This is a genomic window from Celerinatantimonas yamalensis (assembly GCF_046054155.1).
GTDB classification, from domain to species: domain Bacteria; phylum Pseudomonadota; class Gammaproteobacteria; order Enterobacterales; family Celerinatantimonadaceae; genus Celerinatantimonas; species Celerinatantimonas yamalensis.
Genome location: NZ_JBEQCT010000010.1, coordinates 77,790 through 94,680 on the forward strand (window position 1 = coordinate 77,790; position 16,891 = coordinate 94,680).

General features: G+C 44.7%; 15 protein-coding genes. 5 read left to right on the forward strand and 10 right to left on the reverse strand.

Features of this window, described 5'->3' with window-relative positions; translation table 11 throughout:
* The first annotated feature begins 234 nt into the window (after positions 1–234).
* The 4 genes from rplU (at position 235) to folA (ending at position 2,787) form a co-directional block, all read left to right on the forward strand.
* Positions 235–546, forward strand: coding sequence for a 50S ribosomal protein L21 (rplU, locus tag ABUE30_RS17025; protein WP_408625036.1), 312 nt, complete (start codon positions 235–237; stop codon positions 544–546).
* Positions 547–563: 17 nt separating this feature from the next.
* Positions 564–821 (forward strand): 50S ribosomal protein L27, encoded by a 258-nt coding sequence (gene rpmA / locus ABUE30_RS17030; protein WP_408625037.1) that lies wholly within the window; start codon positions 564–566, stop codon positions 819–821.
* Between the two features lie 118 nt (positions 822–939).
* The gene (gene cgtA / locus ABUE30_RS17035) at positions 940–2,109 is read left to right on the forward strand and encodes an Obg family GTPase CgtA (protein ID WP_408625038.1); all 1,170 of its coding nucleotides are present in this window, start codon (positions 940–942) and stop codon (positions 2,107–2,109) included.
* 186 nt (positions 2,110–2,295) lie between these two features.
* A complete protein-coding gene (folA, locus tag ABUE30_RS17040) occupies positions 2,296–2,787 on the forward strand; it encodes a type 3 dihydrofolate reductase (RefSeq protein WP_408625039.1) in 492 nt (163 codons plus the stop codon).
* Here the strand turns inward: folA and ABUE30_RS17045 are convergent.
* From ABUE30_RS17045 to lptD, 6 genes are all read right to left on the reverse strand, one after another.
* Positions 2,757–3,587 carry a symmetrical bis(5'-nucleosyl)-tetraphosphatase gene (locus ABUE30_RS17045; RefSeq protein WP_408625040.1) on the reverse strand — a complete coding sequence of 277 codons (831 nt, stop codon included), beginning with the start codon at positions 3,585–3,587 and terminating at the stop codon, positions 2,757–2,759. The two genes, folA and ABUE30_RS17045, sit on opposite strands and share 31 nt — an antisense overlap.
* 134 nt (positions 3,588–3,721) lie before the next feature.
* Complete coding sequence (gene apaG, locus ABUE30_RS17050; protein ID WP_408625041.1) at positions 3,722–4,102, reverse strand: Co2+/Mg2+ efflux protein ApaG; 381 nt, start codon at positions 4,100–4,102, stop codon at positions 3,722–3,724.
* Positions 4,102–4,920: a 16S rRNA (adenine(1518)-N(6)/adenine(1519)-N(6))-dimethyltransferase RsmA gene (gene rsmA, locus ABUE30_RS17055; protein ID WP_408625042.1), complete on the reverse strand. Its 819-nt coding sequence runs from the start codon at positions 4,918–4,920 to the stop codon at positions 4,102–4,104. The genes apaG and rsmA overlap by 1 nt, the downstream gene beginning before the upstream one ends.
* A complete protein-coding gene (pdxA, locus tag ABUE30_RS17060; protein ID WP_408625043.1) occupies positions 4,910–5,899 on the reverse strand; it encodes a 4-hydroxythreonine-4-phosphate dehydrogenase PdxA in 990 nt (329 codons plus the stop codon). The genes rsmA and pdxA overlap by 11 nt, the downstream gene beginning before the upstream one ends.
* 12 nt (positions 5,900–5,911) lie before the next feature.
* Positions 5,912–7,198 carry a peptidylprolyl isomerase SurA gene (surA, locus tag ABUE30_RS17065; RefSeq protein ID WP_408625044.1) on the reverse strand — a complete coding sequence of 429 codons (1,287 nt, stop codon included), beginning with the start codon at positions 7,196–7,198 and terminating at the stop codon, positions 5,912–5,914.
* A 61-nt stretch (positions 7,199–7,259) separates the two neighbouring features.
* The gene (gene lptD, locus ABUE30_RS17070; protein ID WP_408625045.1) at positions 7,260–9,542 is read right to left on the reverse strand and encodes an LPS assembly protein LptD; all 2,283 of its coding nucleotides are present in this window, start codon (positions 9,540–9,542) and stop codon (positions 7,260–7,262) included.
* Positions 9,543–9,936: 394 nt separating this feature from the next.
* Here lptD and djlA point away from each other — a divergent pair, with 394 nt between their 5' ends.
* Positions 9,937–10,779: a co-chaperone DjlA gene (gene djlA, locus ABUE30_RS17075; RefSeq protein ID WP_408625046.1), complete on the forward strand. Its 843-nt coding sequence runs from the start codon at positions 9,937–9,939 to the stop codon at positions 10,777–10,779.
* Here the strand turns inward: djlA and ABUE30_RS17080 are convergent, their stop codons facing one another.
* The 4 genes from ABUE30_RS17080 to rapA all read right to left on the reverse strand — a co-directional run bounded on the left by ABUE30_RS17080 (position 10,780) and on the right by rapA (position 16,339).
* Positions 10,780–11,733, reverse strand: a complete 954-nt coding sequence (locus ABUE30_RS17080) for a D-2-hydroxyacid dehydrogenase (RefSeq protein WP_408625047.1) — start codon at positions 11,731–11,733, stop codon at positions 10,780–10,782. It lies immediately after the preceding gene.
* An 83-nt stretch (positions 11,734–11,816) separates the two neighbouring features.
* Positions 11,817–12,578 (reverse strand): DUF3530 family protein, encoded by a 762-nt coding sequence (locus ABUE30_RS17085; protein WP_408625048.1) that lies wholly within the window; start codon positions 12,576–12,578, stop codon positions 11,817–11,819.
* Positions 12,579–12,641: 63 nt separating this feature from the next.
* The gene (locus ABUE30_RS17090; protein ID WP_408625049.1) at positions 12,642–13,382 is read right to left on the reverse strand and encodes a pseudouridine synthase; all 741 of its coding nucleotides are present in this window, start codon (positions 13,380–13,382) and stop codon (positions 12,642–12,644) included.
* Positions 13,383–13,435: 53 nt separating this feature from the next.
* On the reverse strand, positions 13,436–16,339 hold the full coding sequence (gene rapA, locus ABUE30_RS17095; protein WP_408625050.1) for an RNA polymerase-associated protein RapA: 2,904 nt from the start codon (positions 16,337–16,339) through the stop codon (positions 13,436–13,438).
* Positions 16,340–16,891 lie beyond the last annotated feature (552 nt).

Consider the following 16,891-nt stretch of genomic DNA (forward strand, 5'->3'; position numbering starts at 1 on the left):
AAGTTATACGAGTACCTTTTTGAGTTGGCCAAGAGGCATATTGAATAGCGCAAATTTTACATGAAAAGTCACCTAAACGCAGCTTTAGGCTGGACTTTTTCGCTAGGGTGAATGTTTTTTAAACTTTTTTACAGATCAGACTTGCCCAAATGAGTGAACTTGCGTAGAATTCGCGGCCATTGTTAAGAATTTAATGCACCTTTGAAAAGAGCAAGGTGCTAGCGGAGTTTGAATATGTACGCGGTTATCCAAAGTGGTGGTAAACAGCACCGTGTTGCCGAAGGTCAAACCATTCGCCTGGAAAAATTAGATGTTGAAACTGGCGCAACTGTCGAGTTTGATAACGTTCTGATGATTGCCAATGGCGAAGACGTAAAAATCGGTGCCCCATTCGTTGACGGAAGTAAAGTAACAGCGGAAGTTGTTTCTCACGGTCGTGGCGATAAAATTAAAATTGTGAAGTTCCGTCGCCGTAAGCATTCTCAGAAACAGACTGGCCATCGTCAGTGGTTTACAGAGATTCGCATTACTGGTATTAACGCTTAATCTGAGGAGTCTAACTCATGGCACATAAAAAAGCTGGTGGTAGCACCCGTAACGGTCGCGACTCAGAGAGTAAACGCTTGGGCGTTAAACGTTTCGGCGGTGAATCTGTTTTAGCGGGCAACATCATTGTTCGTCAACGTGGAACCAAATTCCACGCAGGTAGCAATGTTGGTATCGGCAAAGACCATACCCTGTTTGCAACAGCAGAAGGGAAAGTGAAATTCGAGATCAAAGGGCCTAAAAACCGTAAATTTGTTAGCGTTGTAGCTGACTAATCGACTCGAAACCGAATTAGAAAGCCCCGCTTATCAAGCGGGGCTTTTTGTTTGTATACTAAAAAGACATTGAGATTGATCACGTTGCTCGGCAATGGCTGACCAGACGGGAGCTAACATGAAATTCGTAGATGAAGCGACAATCCGCGTTGAAGCCGGAGATGGTGGGAATGGTTGTATCAGTTTTCGCCGTGAGAAATATATCCCTAGAGGCGGCCCTGATGGCGGTGATGGTGGTGACGGCGGCAGTGTTTATCTAATTGCCGATGAAAACTTAAATACGCTGATTGATTACCGTTTTGAGCGGTTTCATCGCGCAGTTCGTGGTGAAAATGGTCGCGGTGCTAATTGTACTGGTAAACGCGGTGCTGATATCGAGTTGAAGGTCCCGGTTGGTACTCGTGCTATCGATGCGGATACTGCTGAAGTGATTGGTGATCTCACTACTCATGGTAAACGCCTTAAGGTGGCTAATGGTGGTTTCCATGGATTGGGAAACACGCGTTTTAAAAGTAGTATTAATCGGGCACCCCGTAAAAAATCTAATGGGACACCCGGTGAAATTCGGATGTTGCAGTTAGAGTTGATGCTACTGGCTGACGTGGGTCTATTAGGCTTACCCAATGCTGGTAAATCAACTTTTATTCGTAGTGTCTCCGCGGCTAAACCAAAAGTTGCTGATTACCCATTTACGACCTTAGTACCTAATCTTGGGGTTGTTCGTCAATCAAGCCAACGAAGTTTTGTGATTGCCGATATTCCCGGATTGATTGAGGGCGCCGCTGATGGAGCGGGTCTAGGGATCCGCTTTTTGAAACATCTTGAGCGTTGTCGCGTGTTGTTACACTTTATTGACGTGTTGCCAGCAGACCAAAGTGACCCTGCGCAAAATGCTTGCACCATTATTGATGAACTACAGCAATACAGCCATAAATTGACGGATAAACCGCGATGGTTGGTATTTAATAAGATTGATTTAGTCCTTGATGATGAATTAGCCGAGCTTAAAGATAAAGTCTGTCAGGCGCTTGATTGGGATGGGCCCGTTTATGATATTTCAGCGTCCAGCGGTGATGGCACAAGTGAGTTGTGTTCTGATTTGATGGATTACATTGAGACATTACCTGCGGTTGAAAGTGAGCTGAAAAGTCAACAAGTTGATTTTCAGTGGGATGAATACCATCAATCAAAACTTGCTCAAGCGCCGCAATCTGTTGATGCAGATGATGACTTGGATGATGACGATGACGATGATGACGGTGTAGAAATTATCTATGTTCGTGACTAGATGATGAGCTGTTATATTCAATAAGTATAAAAAAGGCCAGCGATTGCTGGTCTTTGTATGTCCATTGTAATCTTGTAATATACGCAAATTAAGCTCGATAGAGTCACTCTAGCAAAAGTGTACGTATCGGCGTGACGAAGCAAAAGCTACCTTTAACCTCATTAACATGTCGTAACTAAGGATCTTATGTTTATTTCAATGATTGCCGCAATGGCAAAAAATCGCGTGATTGGGCGCGATAATCAAATGCCGTGGCACTTACCCGCTGATCTGCAGCATTTTAAGCAAACCACTTTGGGTAAACCGATTCTGATGGGGCGAAGAACCTATGAGTCAATCGGCAGGGCGCTCCCAGGGCGGCGTAATTATGTACTGACTCGCGATAGCCACTGGCAAGCGGCAGATGTGACAACCGTCGGACAATTGCAACAAGCGATCGCGATTGAACAGCAGCATGGCAGCTCGGAGTTAGTCATTATTGGTGGCGGGCAGTTATATCAACGTTATTTGCCACAAGTTAAACGCCTCTACCTTACACTGATCGATTTAGACGTGGATGGCGATACGCACTTCCCTGATTATCAAAGCGGTGATTGGAGCATTAGCACTCAAACGCAGTATTATGCTGATGAGCGCAACCCCTATAATTATCTGTTTATGCAGTTAGAGCGTCGGTAAAGCTCACATTGGGTTTGATAATATTGCCCCGTTTCCCACTCGAGCATCGTCAGTTGATTTCCCCAAATGCAGCCGGTGTCGAGAGCTTTAAATTGGGGCATCTTGGTTTGTCCCATCAATGAAGCCCAATGCCCGAAGATGATGGTACTCTCGTCATGACGATAATCAAACCAAGGTTTAAGCGTCGCTGGCGTTTGTTCGGGCCCTTCTTTATAGGTAAAATCCAAACTAAAATCGGCGTAACAATAGCGCATGCGGGTGAAGCTATTGATGATGAATCGATAGCGCGCAGCACCACTGAGATCATCTTGCCAGTAATTCGGCTCATCACCATACATGCTTTGTAGTAAGTTGTGACGATGTTGCTCTTGGCTAAAGAGTTGTTGAACCTCTTTGGCGCGAGCAAGGGCCTCAGAAATTGACCATTGGGGGGTGATACCGGCATGCACCATTACGGTTTTCTCATCTAACTGTGCCATGAGTGGCTGATGCCAAAGCCAATCGATGAGATCTTCTCGATCGGGGGCATCGAGTAATGTCTCCAGTTTATCCCGCGGTTTAACCCGAGCGATGCCATCTGCAACTGCTAAAAAATGCAGATCATGATTACCCAACACCACTTGTGCTTGTGCGCCAAGGCTACGAACAAAACGTAGTGTCTCCAGCGGCTGCTCCCCTCGGCCAATGAGATCCCCAGTAAACCAAAGTATATCTTGGCTAAGGTCGACGTTGGCCAACGTCAGTAGTTGCCGGAGTTGATCATAACAGCCATGCAGATCGCCAATCATGTAATGCTTCATTCTTATAAACCTTTGTACCTTTTAAATAAGCTGACTGAGGGCTTTTTTTATAAGCCCTAAGATAGACGAAGTGGTAAAAGAGAACGTTTCAGAACTTCGGTGATGCTGATAACCTTTTAGATAGTCAGCGTAGGTTAATGTAGGCTATTCGGTTTAGCCAAACGAAATGCTGGTATAGGCGCGCTGAGCAGATCGCCGGCCTCTGTTTGCAACGTATAATTGCCTTCCATCACCCCTACCGGCGTTTGAATAACTGCGCTACTGGTATAAGTAAAGGGTTGATAAGGTTTTAGAGTCGGTTGTGTGCCTACCACCCCTTCACCTTCTACATCGTTAGTTTTACCATTGCCGTCGGTAATATGCCAATGGCGGCGCAGTAACTTTAGTGGCATATCACCTTGATTAGTGATGGTGATGGTATAAACAAACGTATATTGCTGATCACGTTCGATAGAGTGTTCATCTAAATATTCGGTCTCGACACCGATTTGAATAGTTGTTGATGCTGAACACATTAACTTTCTCCATAACCGGCCATTTCTGCCAGTCCATTAGCGAGTTTGACATAATCGGCAACACTGAGTTGTTCTGGACGCAATGTTAAATCCATTCCCATTACTTGTAATTGCTCGGGACTAAATAGTTGTCCTAACGCATTTCGGAGTGTTTTACGACGTTGATTAAATGCTTCTCGGCAAACTCGCTCTAGGCACTTGATTGATTTTGCGCGATAAGGCAGTTGTGTATATGGCTCAAGGCGTACGACTGCTGAATCAACCTTTGGTGCAGGTTCAAATGATTGCGGTGGTACTTCTAAAACGGGAATAACTTGACAATAATACTGTGTCATAACACTTAACCGACCGTAGGCCTTGCTGCCTGGGCCTGATGCCATCCGTTGTACCACTTCTTTTTGTAACATAAAGTGCATATCACTGATAAGACCTGAAAAACTTAGCAGGTGGAAAATCAATGGGGTGGAGATGTTATAAGGCAAGTTGCCAAATATCCGAAGTTTTTTTTCGCCCGATTGCAAGGTGGCAAAATCAAATTTCATTGCATCAGCTTCATAGACAGTCAATTTGCCGGCCAGATCAACTCGCTGGCGTAGTCGTTCAGCGAGATCGCGATCTAATTCGACCACGTTCAAATGCCCAGATTGCTCGGCAACAGGTTTAGTTAAGGCAGCAAGTCCCGGGCCAATCTCAACCAGCGTTTCGCTAGGCTGAGGGGAAATGGCAGAGACAATTTGGCCGATAATATAATCGTCACTTAAAAAGTTCTGACCAAAGCGCTTACGGGCTTGATGCCCTTGGTGAAAATTATGACTCATTCGGTTTATTAACCATCATTAATGCTTGTTCAATTGCAAAGTAAAGGCTGCCATGATCGGCTTGCCCGCTGCCAGCTAAATCGAGTGCTGTGCCATGGTCAACGGATGTGCGCACGAACGGTAGCCCTAGCGTTATATTAACAGAATGACCAAAACCTTTGTATTTTAGCACAGGTAGGCCTTGGTCGTGGTACATGGCCAAAACAACATCTGCATCGTGTAAGTACTTATCTTGGAATAGCGTGTCCGCTGGAAGTGGTCCAACAAGATCGATGCCTTCTTGGCGTAATTGCTCTAAAGTCGGTTCAATGATCTGCTGTTCTTCATGCCCTAAGTGGCCACTCTCTCCAGCATGAGGATTTAAACCACAAACATAGATTTTAGGATGAGCAATCGCATACTTATTTTTTAGATCATGGTAGAGGATACGAATAACTTTGCTCAAACGTTCCGTCGTAATGGCTTTAGATACATAAGCCAAAGGAATATGGGTGGTGACTAATGCGACCCGTAATCCCTCGGTTGCTAACATCATCACAACATCACCACAATTGGCTTGCTGAGCAAAGTACTCGGTATGACCACTAAAGGAATAACCGCTATCGTTTATCATTCCCTTGTTCACTGGGCCTGTCACAATCGCGGAAAATTCACCACTGAGCGCCCCTTGGCTAGCTTGATACAACGTTTCGAGTACATAAGGTCCATTGCGACTATCTAGCTGTCCGATGGTCACCGGTGCATTCAACGGGACATCTTTGACCACCAAACTTCCAATTGGCGAGACAAAAGCCTCTTGATTGACATCGTAATCAGACAAAGTCACGTCAAGACCTAGATGCTGAGCTCGCTTTTCTAACATTTCTTTATTGGCAATCACCACCAACTGCGCAGGCCATTGCCGAGCTGCGAGCGTGAGGATCAAATCAGGGCCAATCCCAGCTGGCTCGCCAGGGGTCAGCACCACTCGCTTTAACATCTCTTTAATCCTTTATTTAACTGCACTAAGCTCTTTAATATAAGCATGTTGGCGTAGCTCATCTAACCATTTTTGCTGTTGCTCTTCAAACTGTCTGTTATAGATGATCTGATAGGCTCGTTGCTGTTTTGATTCAGTCGTTACATCAACTTTTCGACGTTGTTCTACTTCGACGATATGCCAGCCAAATTGACTATGGAATGGTTGACTGATTTGTCCAATTGGAAGCTTTTCCACCATGTTACGAAATGCAGGAACAAATGATGATGGATCTGCCCAACCCAGCTCTCCCCCTTGAATAGCTGAGCTGCTGTCTTGGGAATATTTTTTGGCATATTGAGCAAAGGTACCCTTGCCAGAGAGAATATCTTGGCGGATTTGAGTTAATAATTCTCGAACTTTGGCATCACTCATGACAATTGATGGCTTAATTAAGATATGTCTTGCTTTGACTTCGGTTGCTTCAACCTTATTGTCACCTTTGAGTGCAAGGATCTTGAGAATGTGATAACCCGCATCGGAGCGAAATGGTCCAATAATTGTTCCTGCTGGTTGTTGATGGATCACTTGAGCGAAGATAGTTGGCATATCGTTGATGCTCATCCATCCCCAGTCGCCACCTTGCAGAGCTTTAGGTCCTTGTGAATCACTCATTGCCAATTTACGAAAGTTGGCACCTGCTTTGAGTTTTTTTAATATCGCTTGTACTTTTTGGTCTGCTTGCGCTGGGCTTTTTACTTCATCAAATTTGATCATAATATGCGCAATATGGTAGCGCATTTGTTGTTCGCCTTGTTTACTGATCAGATTAGCCATGTTTTTTACCGCTTGTGGATCCACGTTGACACGCCGTCTGACGGCACTTTGGGTCACTTGGCTAATCAATAATTGTTGGCGGATCTGCTGGCGAAATGCTTTATAAGTTAATCCCTCGGCGCCTAATTGTTTGATAAATTGAGTTCGCGATTGCCCTGACTGACTAATAATGTTTTCGATGGTTTGATCAAGTTGTGCATCACTGATGTCAATACCCATTCTATCGGCTTGTTGGATAATCAGCTGGTCATCTATCAACTTGTTCAATAGTTGCTGATGTAAGGCTTTCTGTGGTGGTAATTCGCGATGATTTTTTTGCGCATTACGTTCAACATCAAATTTGAGCCGTGCATAATCAGTTTGAGTAATAATGTCATTATTGACCACGGCGATAGCATGGTCGAGTAACACGGGTTTAGCCCAGCTAAGAGGGCTGAGTGTGGCGATAATAATAACCAGACATAATCGATAAACTACTTTCATGTTAACCCTAAATTGCATGGCGGCCTCAAAGCCGCATTCATGTTTGTGTCTCTATTTGTGACTAATTGTTCAAATAGAACGGATGTCCATATGGTAAACGTCCTGAGTTCATCATCTTACGATACGTAGATGAGTCATCACTGAAACCTAACCCTTTTAAGATAAACTGAAAATGTATCGAATTATCAATTTCACCTAAAGGATCAGTTTGTCCGTTGGCCTCATAATGGGTTGAAAGTGAGCGTTGGAACGCGACCTGAAATGCCCAGCAGCAGGCGTCATACTGAACTCCTAAAATGGATTCAATATTGCGGTGTAAGTAAAGATCGCGATAGTAGCTGCCAATGAAATGCACATTAGGGCGTAATGGCCAACTCACTTTCATACCTATTTGATTAATTTCATCGCTTAAGGTTCCATCATTTGGTTTACCATATCGATAATTTAATTGTGCCAGCTTGTTTTTAGTTGGATGCCATTCTAATGCCGCATTGCCTTTGTTTACTTTACCCGTGTCATCGTTAACTTGTAGCCCTGAATGGAAGAACCAATCATGTGTAATATTCATATCTCCCTCTAAGGCCAACGCCGATCGATCGGAGTTATTGGCTGTGCTTGAGACATTTGGAAGATGAACTCGGCTAGGCTGTAGATAAAAGATTTGAGCGACTGATAGGCGCAGCTTCTCTTCATTATTAGCATTTAAAAAACGAGTCGTGGCCCCTGCTGTGACTTGGTTTGCATCCGCGATGCGATCAAGACCGCTGAAACGGCGATCACGAAACATCCCAAAGTAATCTTGCTCTAATGCCGCTGAATCGTAGATCCCGATATCAGATTGATTTTTATAAGGGATGTATAAATACTGAACCTGTGGTTCAAAGGTTTGCTGGTAAGCATTGCCAAGCCAGGTCAAGTTTCGATCAAAATTAAGCCCAGCTTTAACCCGATACTCAGGTAATGTCCGACTGACATGGGTTTTTAGTTGGGTGTCACCTTTAGTATTTTGATCATAGTACGTTTGTAACAGTGAAATTTGATTGTTTAAATATCCCCCTGGAATACTTAAGGGCAATATTAATGTTGGTTCCATATGATAGCGTTGGCCAGTATAGACCGTTGGATCGCTGTCGGTAAAATTACTCATTTGCCCTTTTAAGCCAACTTGAAGACTTCCTAAGCCTGTATCCCATAAACCGCTAAAGTGCAGCTCGGGCAATACTTGATGAGGAGCGTGAGTACTACCTAAAATTTGGTAATTATTGAGCAATAACCCGGCATTCCACGTTGCATCACGATAATTGACTTGCCCTTGTTGTAACAACTGATCAGTTGATGACATGGATAGGCTACCCAGATCGGAAAAATAGTTGTTATCACTCACATGTGAGTAGTTACTTAATAACTGCCAATGTGAGCCAATACGACCATTATTTTGCCAATGAATGAGTGAACGGTTCTCTCCATTCACTCGATCGTTAGGCAGATACTCATAATCGAGTTCTCCCTCTTGTCCCGCGGCGAGATAGCGAAAGTTAGTCGTGAGTTGTTGGCCGCGTTTGCTCATCTCTCGAGGTGTCAAGGTGACATCATAGTTAGGTGCCATATTCCAATAAAAAGGCGTTTTTAGATCAAAACCGTTTTTTGATGAGCTCGTAAATTGTGGGTACAAAAAACCAGTTTCTCTTTTATTGCTAATTGGGTAACTAAAGTAAGGCAGATAAAAAACAGGAACATTATGCACATGGAATACGGCATTACGAGCCACTGCCCAATTTCTGTTTTTATCAATATGAATACTGGATGCGTTAATCGACCAACTTTCGTCTCCAGGAGGGCAGGGCGTATAAACAGCCTGCTCCATTGCCATGGCCTTATCTGGATCTACCTGTAAACTTTTAGCACTACCTCGGCCATTTTGACCATTAAAGTCGTACTCAGCATGGGAGATGCTCGTTGCATGTGATTTAAGATTGGTCTCAATTTTATCGCTTTTAACGTTGAGTACCTTATCTTGATAACGCACATGGCCTTGGGCTATCAATATCTGATCTTGTTGATTTAAACTAGCGCGATCAGATTGCATATGGCGCTGCCCTTGGCTGGCCGCTACATCACCGGTAAATTCAGCTTGTTTCCCTTGAACCAATTTAGCATTTTGTGAATTCACAGCAATCTGCTGATTATTGGTCGTCGTAGGTGTGTCTAATGGTACTGTCGGCGGTATATAGCAGATTGAACCAGGCAAAGGTTGTGAAACATCGATGTCTGCATAGCTCTTTATACTGAGCGAAAGCAGAGCAATGGACGTGCAGCATAGTAGCAACGGGTTGGGGTTGGTCATATCCTTTGAATCATACTCTCAATGGGTCAAATTCTGCCATCTTAAGCATTACACTTTGGCAGATAACACCGTGGACTTTAACTCATCATCTTACTGGAATTTATAGCTTGTCGCTATCATCGGTGACGAAGAATCATCAATAATTGGTGAATTTCTATTGAGTTATTTTCGATGGGAAGGATGATATGTTCATTTTATCTTCAAAACATCAGTTATATGACAGATGGTTGTCACAATGACTTGCAGTGTTTAGAAAAGGATTAATTTAACCGATGGCTAAGGGTTAGCTATTGAGTGTAACAGACCTTTCGGGCAATCTACGGTATTATTCGGCTAATAACCTGAGCCCTACAGCTAAAGGGTAATCTATATTCATCGTATTCAAGGGTGTTCAATGCGTATTTGGGGTAAAATTTTCGGTTTCTTGTTCGGTTTGATGTTTGGTAGCTGGCTGGGAGCTATTTTAGGGTTATGGTTGGGTCATAAGTTTGATCAGGCGATCGGACAAAATTTCAATTCAGGCTTATTTAATAATACCAATGGTCAGGCGCAATTTTTCTTCACCTCATTTGCGGTCATGGGACATATTGCTAAAGCAAAAGGGGTTGTGACATCTCAAGAGATCCAAATCGCCTCGATGCTCATGGATCAAATGGGGCTTCGCGGTGCGGCGCGCGAGCAGGCCCAAGAGGCTTTTCGCGATGGTAAGCGAGCGGATTATCCACTTGATGATGAGCTGCGTAATTTAGTGAAATTAGTGCGCGGACGTCGAGATATGCTGCAGATGTTTTTGGAGCTGCAAATGTCTGGCGTATTTGCTGATGGAAAGATTGAACCCATCGAGCGAGATATGCTGGATCGCGTTGCGCAACTATTAGGGTTTAGCCAGGCGGAACTTGACCGCGTCATTGGTCGCTGGGAAGCTGAATCGCGTTTCCAGAGACAACGCCAACACAGTGGGCACTGGTCCTATGAAAGCGGAAATCAACAGTCGTCATCGCAGCAAGCTCATTCATCGAAGCAGTCATTGGATGATGCTTATCAATTACTCGATATTGCAGCGAGCGCTAGCGACCAAGAAGTGAAAAAAGCATATCGCCGACAGATGAATCAACACCACCCTGATAAATTGGTGTCAAAAGGTTTGCCGACGGAGATGCTTGAGTTAGCGAAACAAAAAGCCCAAGAGATCCAGCATGCCTATGAGATGATCAAACAGGTTCGAGGGATGCGTTGATTAGTTGACCAGATGCTTCGGATGCTCTTCTAAAAAGGCTCGAATATTGTCCATTAACTGATCGATCAGAACTTGTCGGCTTTGTTGGCTGGCCCAAGCAATATGAGGGGTCACAATACAATTAGGGTATTCACCCGCTCGCATCAAGGGTGAATCAGCCTGAGGCGGTTCTTGTTCACTGACATCAAATCCTGCTCCAGCAATTTGTTGGCGTTCGATCGCTTCGAGCAGCGCTTGTTCGTTTACAATGCCGCCGCGCGCTGTATTGAGTAAAATAGCGGTCGGTTTCATCATCGCAAATTGCGCGGTATCAATGAGGTTTTGGGTGGTGTCCGTTAAAGGACAATGAATCGAAATGACATCACTATTTCGGAGAATATCCTCAAAGGGATCTTTACCCGCATTGGCTACTTGGCCAGGGCGAGCCGCAAATTTCACATGCATGCCAAACCCTTTGGCGATTTGAGCAACATGTTGACCTAAATCACCACTGCCAATCAATCCAATTGTTTGTCCTTGCAGATTATCAATAGGGTAATCGGCGTAAAAAAATTGACCGCATGATTGCCAATGACCAGCACGTTGTTCTCGGCGATATTCCAATAAACTGCGGCGCAAAGCCAGAAGGAGCATAAAAGTGTGTTCCGCAACACTAGGACCAGAATAACGTTGAATGTTACTGACTTGGATCCCTAAACGGCTTGCTGCGATCAGGTCGACATTATTCACGCCAGTGGCACTGACGGCAATATACTTGAGCTTAGGTAATTGCGATAAAACATCTGCATTCAACACCACTTTATTAACGACGGCAACATCCGCATCGCGTAATCGGGCCGTGACTTGTTCAGGGGCTGTTGATGGGTAATCACGCCATTGGTGATCGCCTTTTAATGGAGGGAGGGTGAATTGTGTACCTAAACTATCGCGTTCTAGACAGACGATGGTTGCCATACTGACTCCTTTGCTAATGATCGCTGCGCAATTGCATCATAACGAGTTATTTCTTAGATAGATATGTATTCTACAACCAAGTTTTAATTCCATCCTAAGGCGCTAAACCAACCATACAACTGTTTGGCTAATTGTTGTCCTGATGTTGCAAGATATGGAGCACTTTGCAGTTCACTTTGACGGTAATCGAGCTTTTGGACACGTTGCATCGCGATGCGCCGCGCTTTGACGCCGCTTAGCGCCCAGTTGTTAGCGCTGCGAAAATAGATGTCATAAACAGGACAGGTCAGTTGTGCGAGCTCTTGGGCGATGGCTTGATTAAATTTTTCATTTGGAAAATAGCTGTCAATGATAACTAATGCGTCAGGCATGGGACGTTGTTTTTGCTGATAAATTCTTAGTATCCAAGCCGCCATGACGCCTTGGGCAACGATCACTTGGTAGCCAAAACGTTCTTTTCTCTGTTTATCGAGTGCATCGAGCGTATCGAGTAATTTTTGTTGATATGCATCGACGGCTTTGGGATCATCATTGGCAATAATGAGCTGTCGCTTGACTGGCACAGGGGGAGTAATTGCGATCGTTTGCCAACCCCACTTTGGCAGCATTTTGCGTAGCGGTTCAATTGCGTCATCGCTGGTGGGTAGTTCTCCCCAATCCGGCAGTAAAATGACGGTTCCAACTTTTTTGGCGGTTTGTTCATCTAACCATAAAGATACTTCTTGTTGTTTATCGACGGTTAACGGTCTATAACCTGGAACTTGTTGCCATAATGCAGAAATGCTCTGCGCTTGAGCGAGCAGTGAAATAAGCCATAAGGTGAGAATGATGATGCCGCGCCTCATGCGCTATTCCTCTTTCAATGATGTTGCTGACTATTATGGTGGAATTATGCCTAAGATAAAACCTCATAGATGTTTCGCGTGAAGAGAAAGTGGCGCATTAGTGAGGGGGCTTATTGTCTTGGCACTCTCTGTTAACAGGCTGTTGGGAGCAAAAGTTGCGGGTGATGAAAAACAAAGCCAGTGATTCGTGATCGGATGGTAAAACGATAGTTGGGCAGCATGAAGATGCAGCCGCGATGCCGCTTGGCGAGCAGATGGATGTGCATAAAGTTGATCACCGATGATGGCATGCCCTAGTTTAAGCATATGTACGCGTAATTGGTGCGATCTGCCAGTAACAGGGGTAAGTGCAACAATTGTGGTATGGGTGCGGCGCTCAAGGACCTGCCAGTGAGTCTTTGCATTTTTGCCTAGTGCCCAGTCGACGATTTGCCTAGGGCGATTAGGCCAATCACAGCGTAGCGGTAAATCGACACAACCGTTCTCTTCTATAGGGCTTCCCCAAATTTCAGCAAGGTATTGTTTATGGGTTTGGCGCTGCTGAAATTGTCGCGATAAATGGCTTTGAGCCTGTTTATGTAGAGCCATGACTAATACTCCAGAAGTTGCCATATCTAAGCGGTGAACCACTTTGGCATTAGGCCAGACTCTTAGTGCGCGAATGGCTAAGCTATCGCGGTTCCCCAGCAAACGTCCGGGGACGGACAATAGTCCGGCAGGTTTATCGAATACAGCGATATCATCATCTTGGTAAATGACCGGCATATACGGTAATACCGGAGGGGTGTAGATAAAATCAGCCATCTATTAACCTAAGCAAGTTGTGATAGAAAGGCCGGTAAAACCGGCCATAGCAACTATTTTGTCGGTGCAATCACAATAAATCGTAATGCATCCAATTTGATCTGAGCTTGATCGAGATACTCTTGTACTGCGCTTTGCTGTGATTGCCAAAAGTCTAACTCATCGTCACGAATCGCGGGGTTACGCTGTTTTAGAGCGGTGAGTCGACTGAACTCTGCCCCCAGTTTATTCTGTGCTCGCAATCGTGCCTGATCCACAATGTCAGCCACTTGCGCTTTGGCGAGCTCTTGTGATTGATTGATCAGCGAATGGATCTGGGTTTGAGAGGCGTTAACTAATTTACTACCAATATGACGATTCACTGCACTTAGCTGATGATTGAAGGTTTCAAAAGCAACTTTATTTGACAGATCGTTGCCGTTTTTATCCAGTAATACTCGAATTGGCGTTGCTGGTAAATATTGACTGATCTGATATTGAGGTGGCGCGGATGTTTCGACGACGAATAAACATTCTAAAAAGAAGCTACCAGCTGGTAGAGCATTATTTCTGAGTAGTGCAACTGATGTTGAACCTGTCTCGGCGGATAAAATGGCATCCAGCGCTGCTTCAACTAATGGATGTTCTTCACTGAGTAGTGCAACTTCATCGCGGTGCAAGGCGGTATCCCGATCAAATGTGACGAGCTGCCCGTCTGGATTAAGTCCAGGAAGTGATGCAACGAGCATCTGTTCAGTCGGCTTCACGAGCATGATTTGTTCACCGATATCATCTTGCTGCAATCCGAGTACATCGAATAAACGTAGCGTTTGGTTTATAAATTGCGGCTGTCCTTCGTGTTCAGCGATTTCTTCTATCAGCTGCGCGGCTTGTTCTCCGCCACTTGAATGCATCTCTAAGAGGCGATCTCGTCCAGCTTCCATTTCGGCAAGTAACTGTTGGTGATCGTTGCGTGTTGTTTCGATTAATTCAAGCAATGGCTCTTCGTTTTCATCTACCAGTTGCTCGAGCAAAGCTATACCATGTTTTTGGTAGATGGCATTGCCTGTTGAGCAAGGCGCTTCAAAGGCATTAAGTCCGCGGTGATACCACTGCAGCAACCGTTCTTGTGCCGTATGTTCCATGTAAGGAACATGAATGGCCACTTCATGGCGTTGACCGATGCGATCCAAGCGACCAATGCGCTGTTCGAGGAGATCAGGGTTGGTGGGGAGATCAAATAGAACTAAATGACGGGCAAATTGAAAATTGCGTCCCTCTGAACCTATCTCTGAGCAAACCATCAATTGCGCTCCAGCCTCTTCTTGGGCAAAATAGGCACCTGCTTTATCCCGCTCGATAATACTCATCCCTTCGTGAAAGACCGTTCCACGGATCCCTTCTTCGGTCCGCGCGGCTTCCTCAATAGCGAGTGCCGTATTGGCGCTGGCACAGATCACGAGGACTTTTTCTTGTTTATTGGCCAATAGAAAATCTAATAGCCACTGTACGCGAGGATCATAGTGAGTCCATTGAATCCCTTCACCTTCAAGCGATTGGTACAGGGCTTCTGGATACAATAATTGCATCGCCCGTTTTTCGATGGGCTGCTGGCCACTCATCATAGTGTGTACCCGCAATGCCGTTTTATATTGACTAGGAAGTGGCATCGCATAGGTATGTAAGCGGCGGGGTTTAAAACCAGGCACTGCGGATCGAGTATTTCGGAACATAACACGTCCTGTCCCATGACAATCGAGTAGTTCGGCAAATAACTGGTGGCGAGTCAGTGTCCGAGCTAATTCATCCTCGCTATTGACGTTATTCAAAGAGGCATGGAGTGTAATGCCACTGAGCGTGGTTAGAGCCTCAAGCTGAGCTTGCGTGAGTAATTCATTATCAATCAAAGGGGCGGCCAGTTCGGCTAACTGATGATAGTGTTTTTCCTCTTCCAAGAAAGCGTCATAGTCGTGAAATCGCTCAGCGTCGAGCAGACGTAACCTGGCAAAGTGGCTATGATGGCCCATTTGATCCGGTGTTGCGGTGAGTAATAAAACGCCTGGGATCTCATCACTCAATGCTTCAACGATTTGAAATGCGCGGCTTGGGTGTTGGTCATCCCATTTTAGATGATGGGCTTCATCGACAACCAAAAGATCCCACTGGGTATCACACAATTGTTCAAAACGACGCTTTTTACCACGTAAAAAATCTAAACTGACCAAAACGAGCTGGGCGGTATCAAATGGATTATCTGAATCAGCGTAAGCTTCAACGCAGCGTTCTTCATCGAATAAGCTAAAAGGAAGATTAAAGCGGCGCAACATTTCGACCAACCACTGATGTTGCAGTGTTTCAGGGACCACAATCAAGACCCTCTGGGCTAATCCTGCGGTAATTTGCTGATGGATAATTAAACCTGCCTCAATGGTTTTACCTAGGCCAACCTCATCAGCGAGCATGACCCGTGGGGCAAAGCGGCGACCCACTTCTTTAGCAATATATAGCTGATGTGCAATTAAGCTTACTTTGGCCCCGAGTAGGCCGCGAAGTGATGACTGTTGTGTGTTGTATTGTTGCCAAAGCGCGTGATGGCGGATAACAAAACGATCGAAGCGGTCAATTTGACCAGCGAACAGGCGATCTTGAGGTTTATTAAACTTCAAAAAGTGGTTTAAGAAGACTTCCTTGATTTCATCGGCTTCTTCATTATCGTGACGGACCCCGTGATAAACTAACAGTCCATTTTGTTCAGCTACATCACTGACTGTCATCTGCCAGCCATCGACGTGCGATATTTCATCACCTACATTAAAGATTACTCGAGTCACGGGAGCTTCTTCTTTAGCATAGAGGCGATTTTCACCTGTTGCAGGAAATAGTACCGTGATCATTCGTCCTTCAACAGCAACTACTGTTCCTAAACCTAGCTCTGATTCTGAATCGCTAATCCAACGCTGACCAAGGGAAAACACCATGAATCAAATACTCCTGGGATATGTATATAGTATGGGATTTTAAAAAAGGCGGCTATGGTAACTGATGGCCTCAGATGAGTCATCTGTGATTTACGGCTAAAGACATCTATTACAATCTAGCAAAGATAATGGGATTAACTCACAATACTATAAGAGGTACTTAAGCAAATAGGTACTAACTAAAACTAAAACGTCCCTTGCCATGTTTAAACCTAAGAGCATCCCTAGGATCTGAAACAACCTATCTGAAATTTTGCTGGATGAACAGCAGCAGTTCCATGCGGATAGTGTGTTGATCCAACGATGGTGACGACTTATTAAAACAATAAATAAGTGAAGATATAAAGGTATTATGGGATAAAAACATAGCTATTCATTCAATAAATGGGTGTTAAATCATCGAAATGATGGTTTAGTGTTCAAGCGAGCAGAAAGTTTCAAAATTATTGCAAAAAGCACTTGCGTAAAACCGAGCTATCCCTATAATGCGCAACCACTGAGACGGCACACCGCTTCACAGCGACAGCCACTCAGGGTTCAGACGGTTTAACC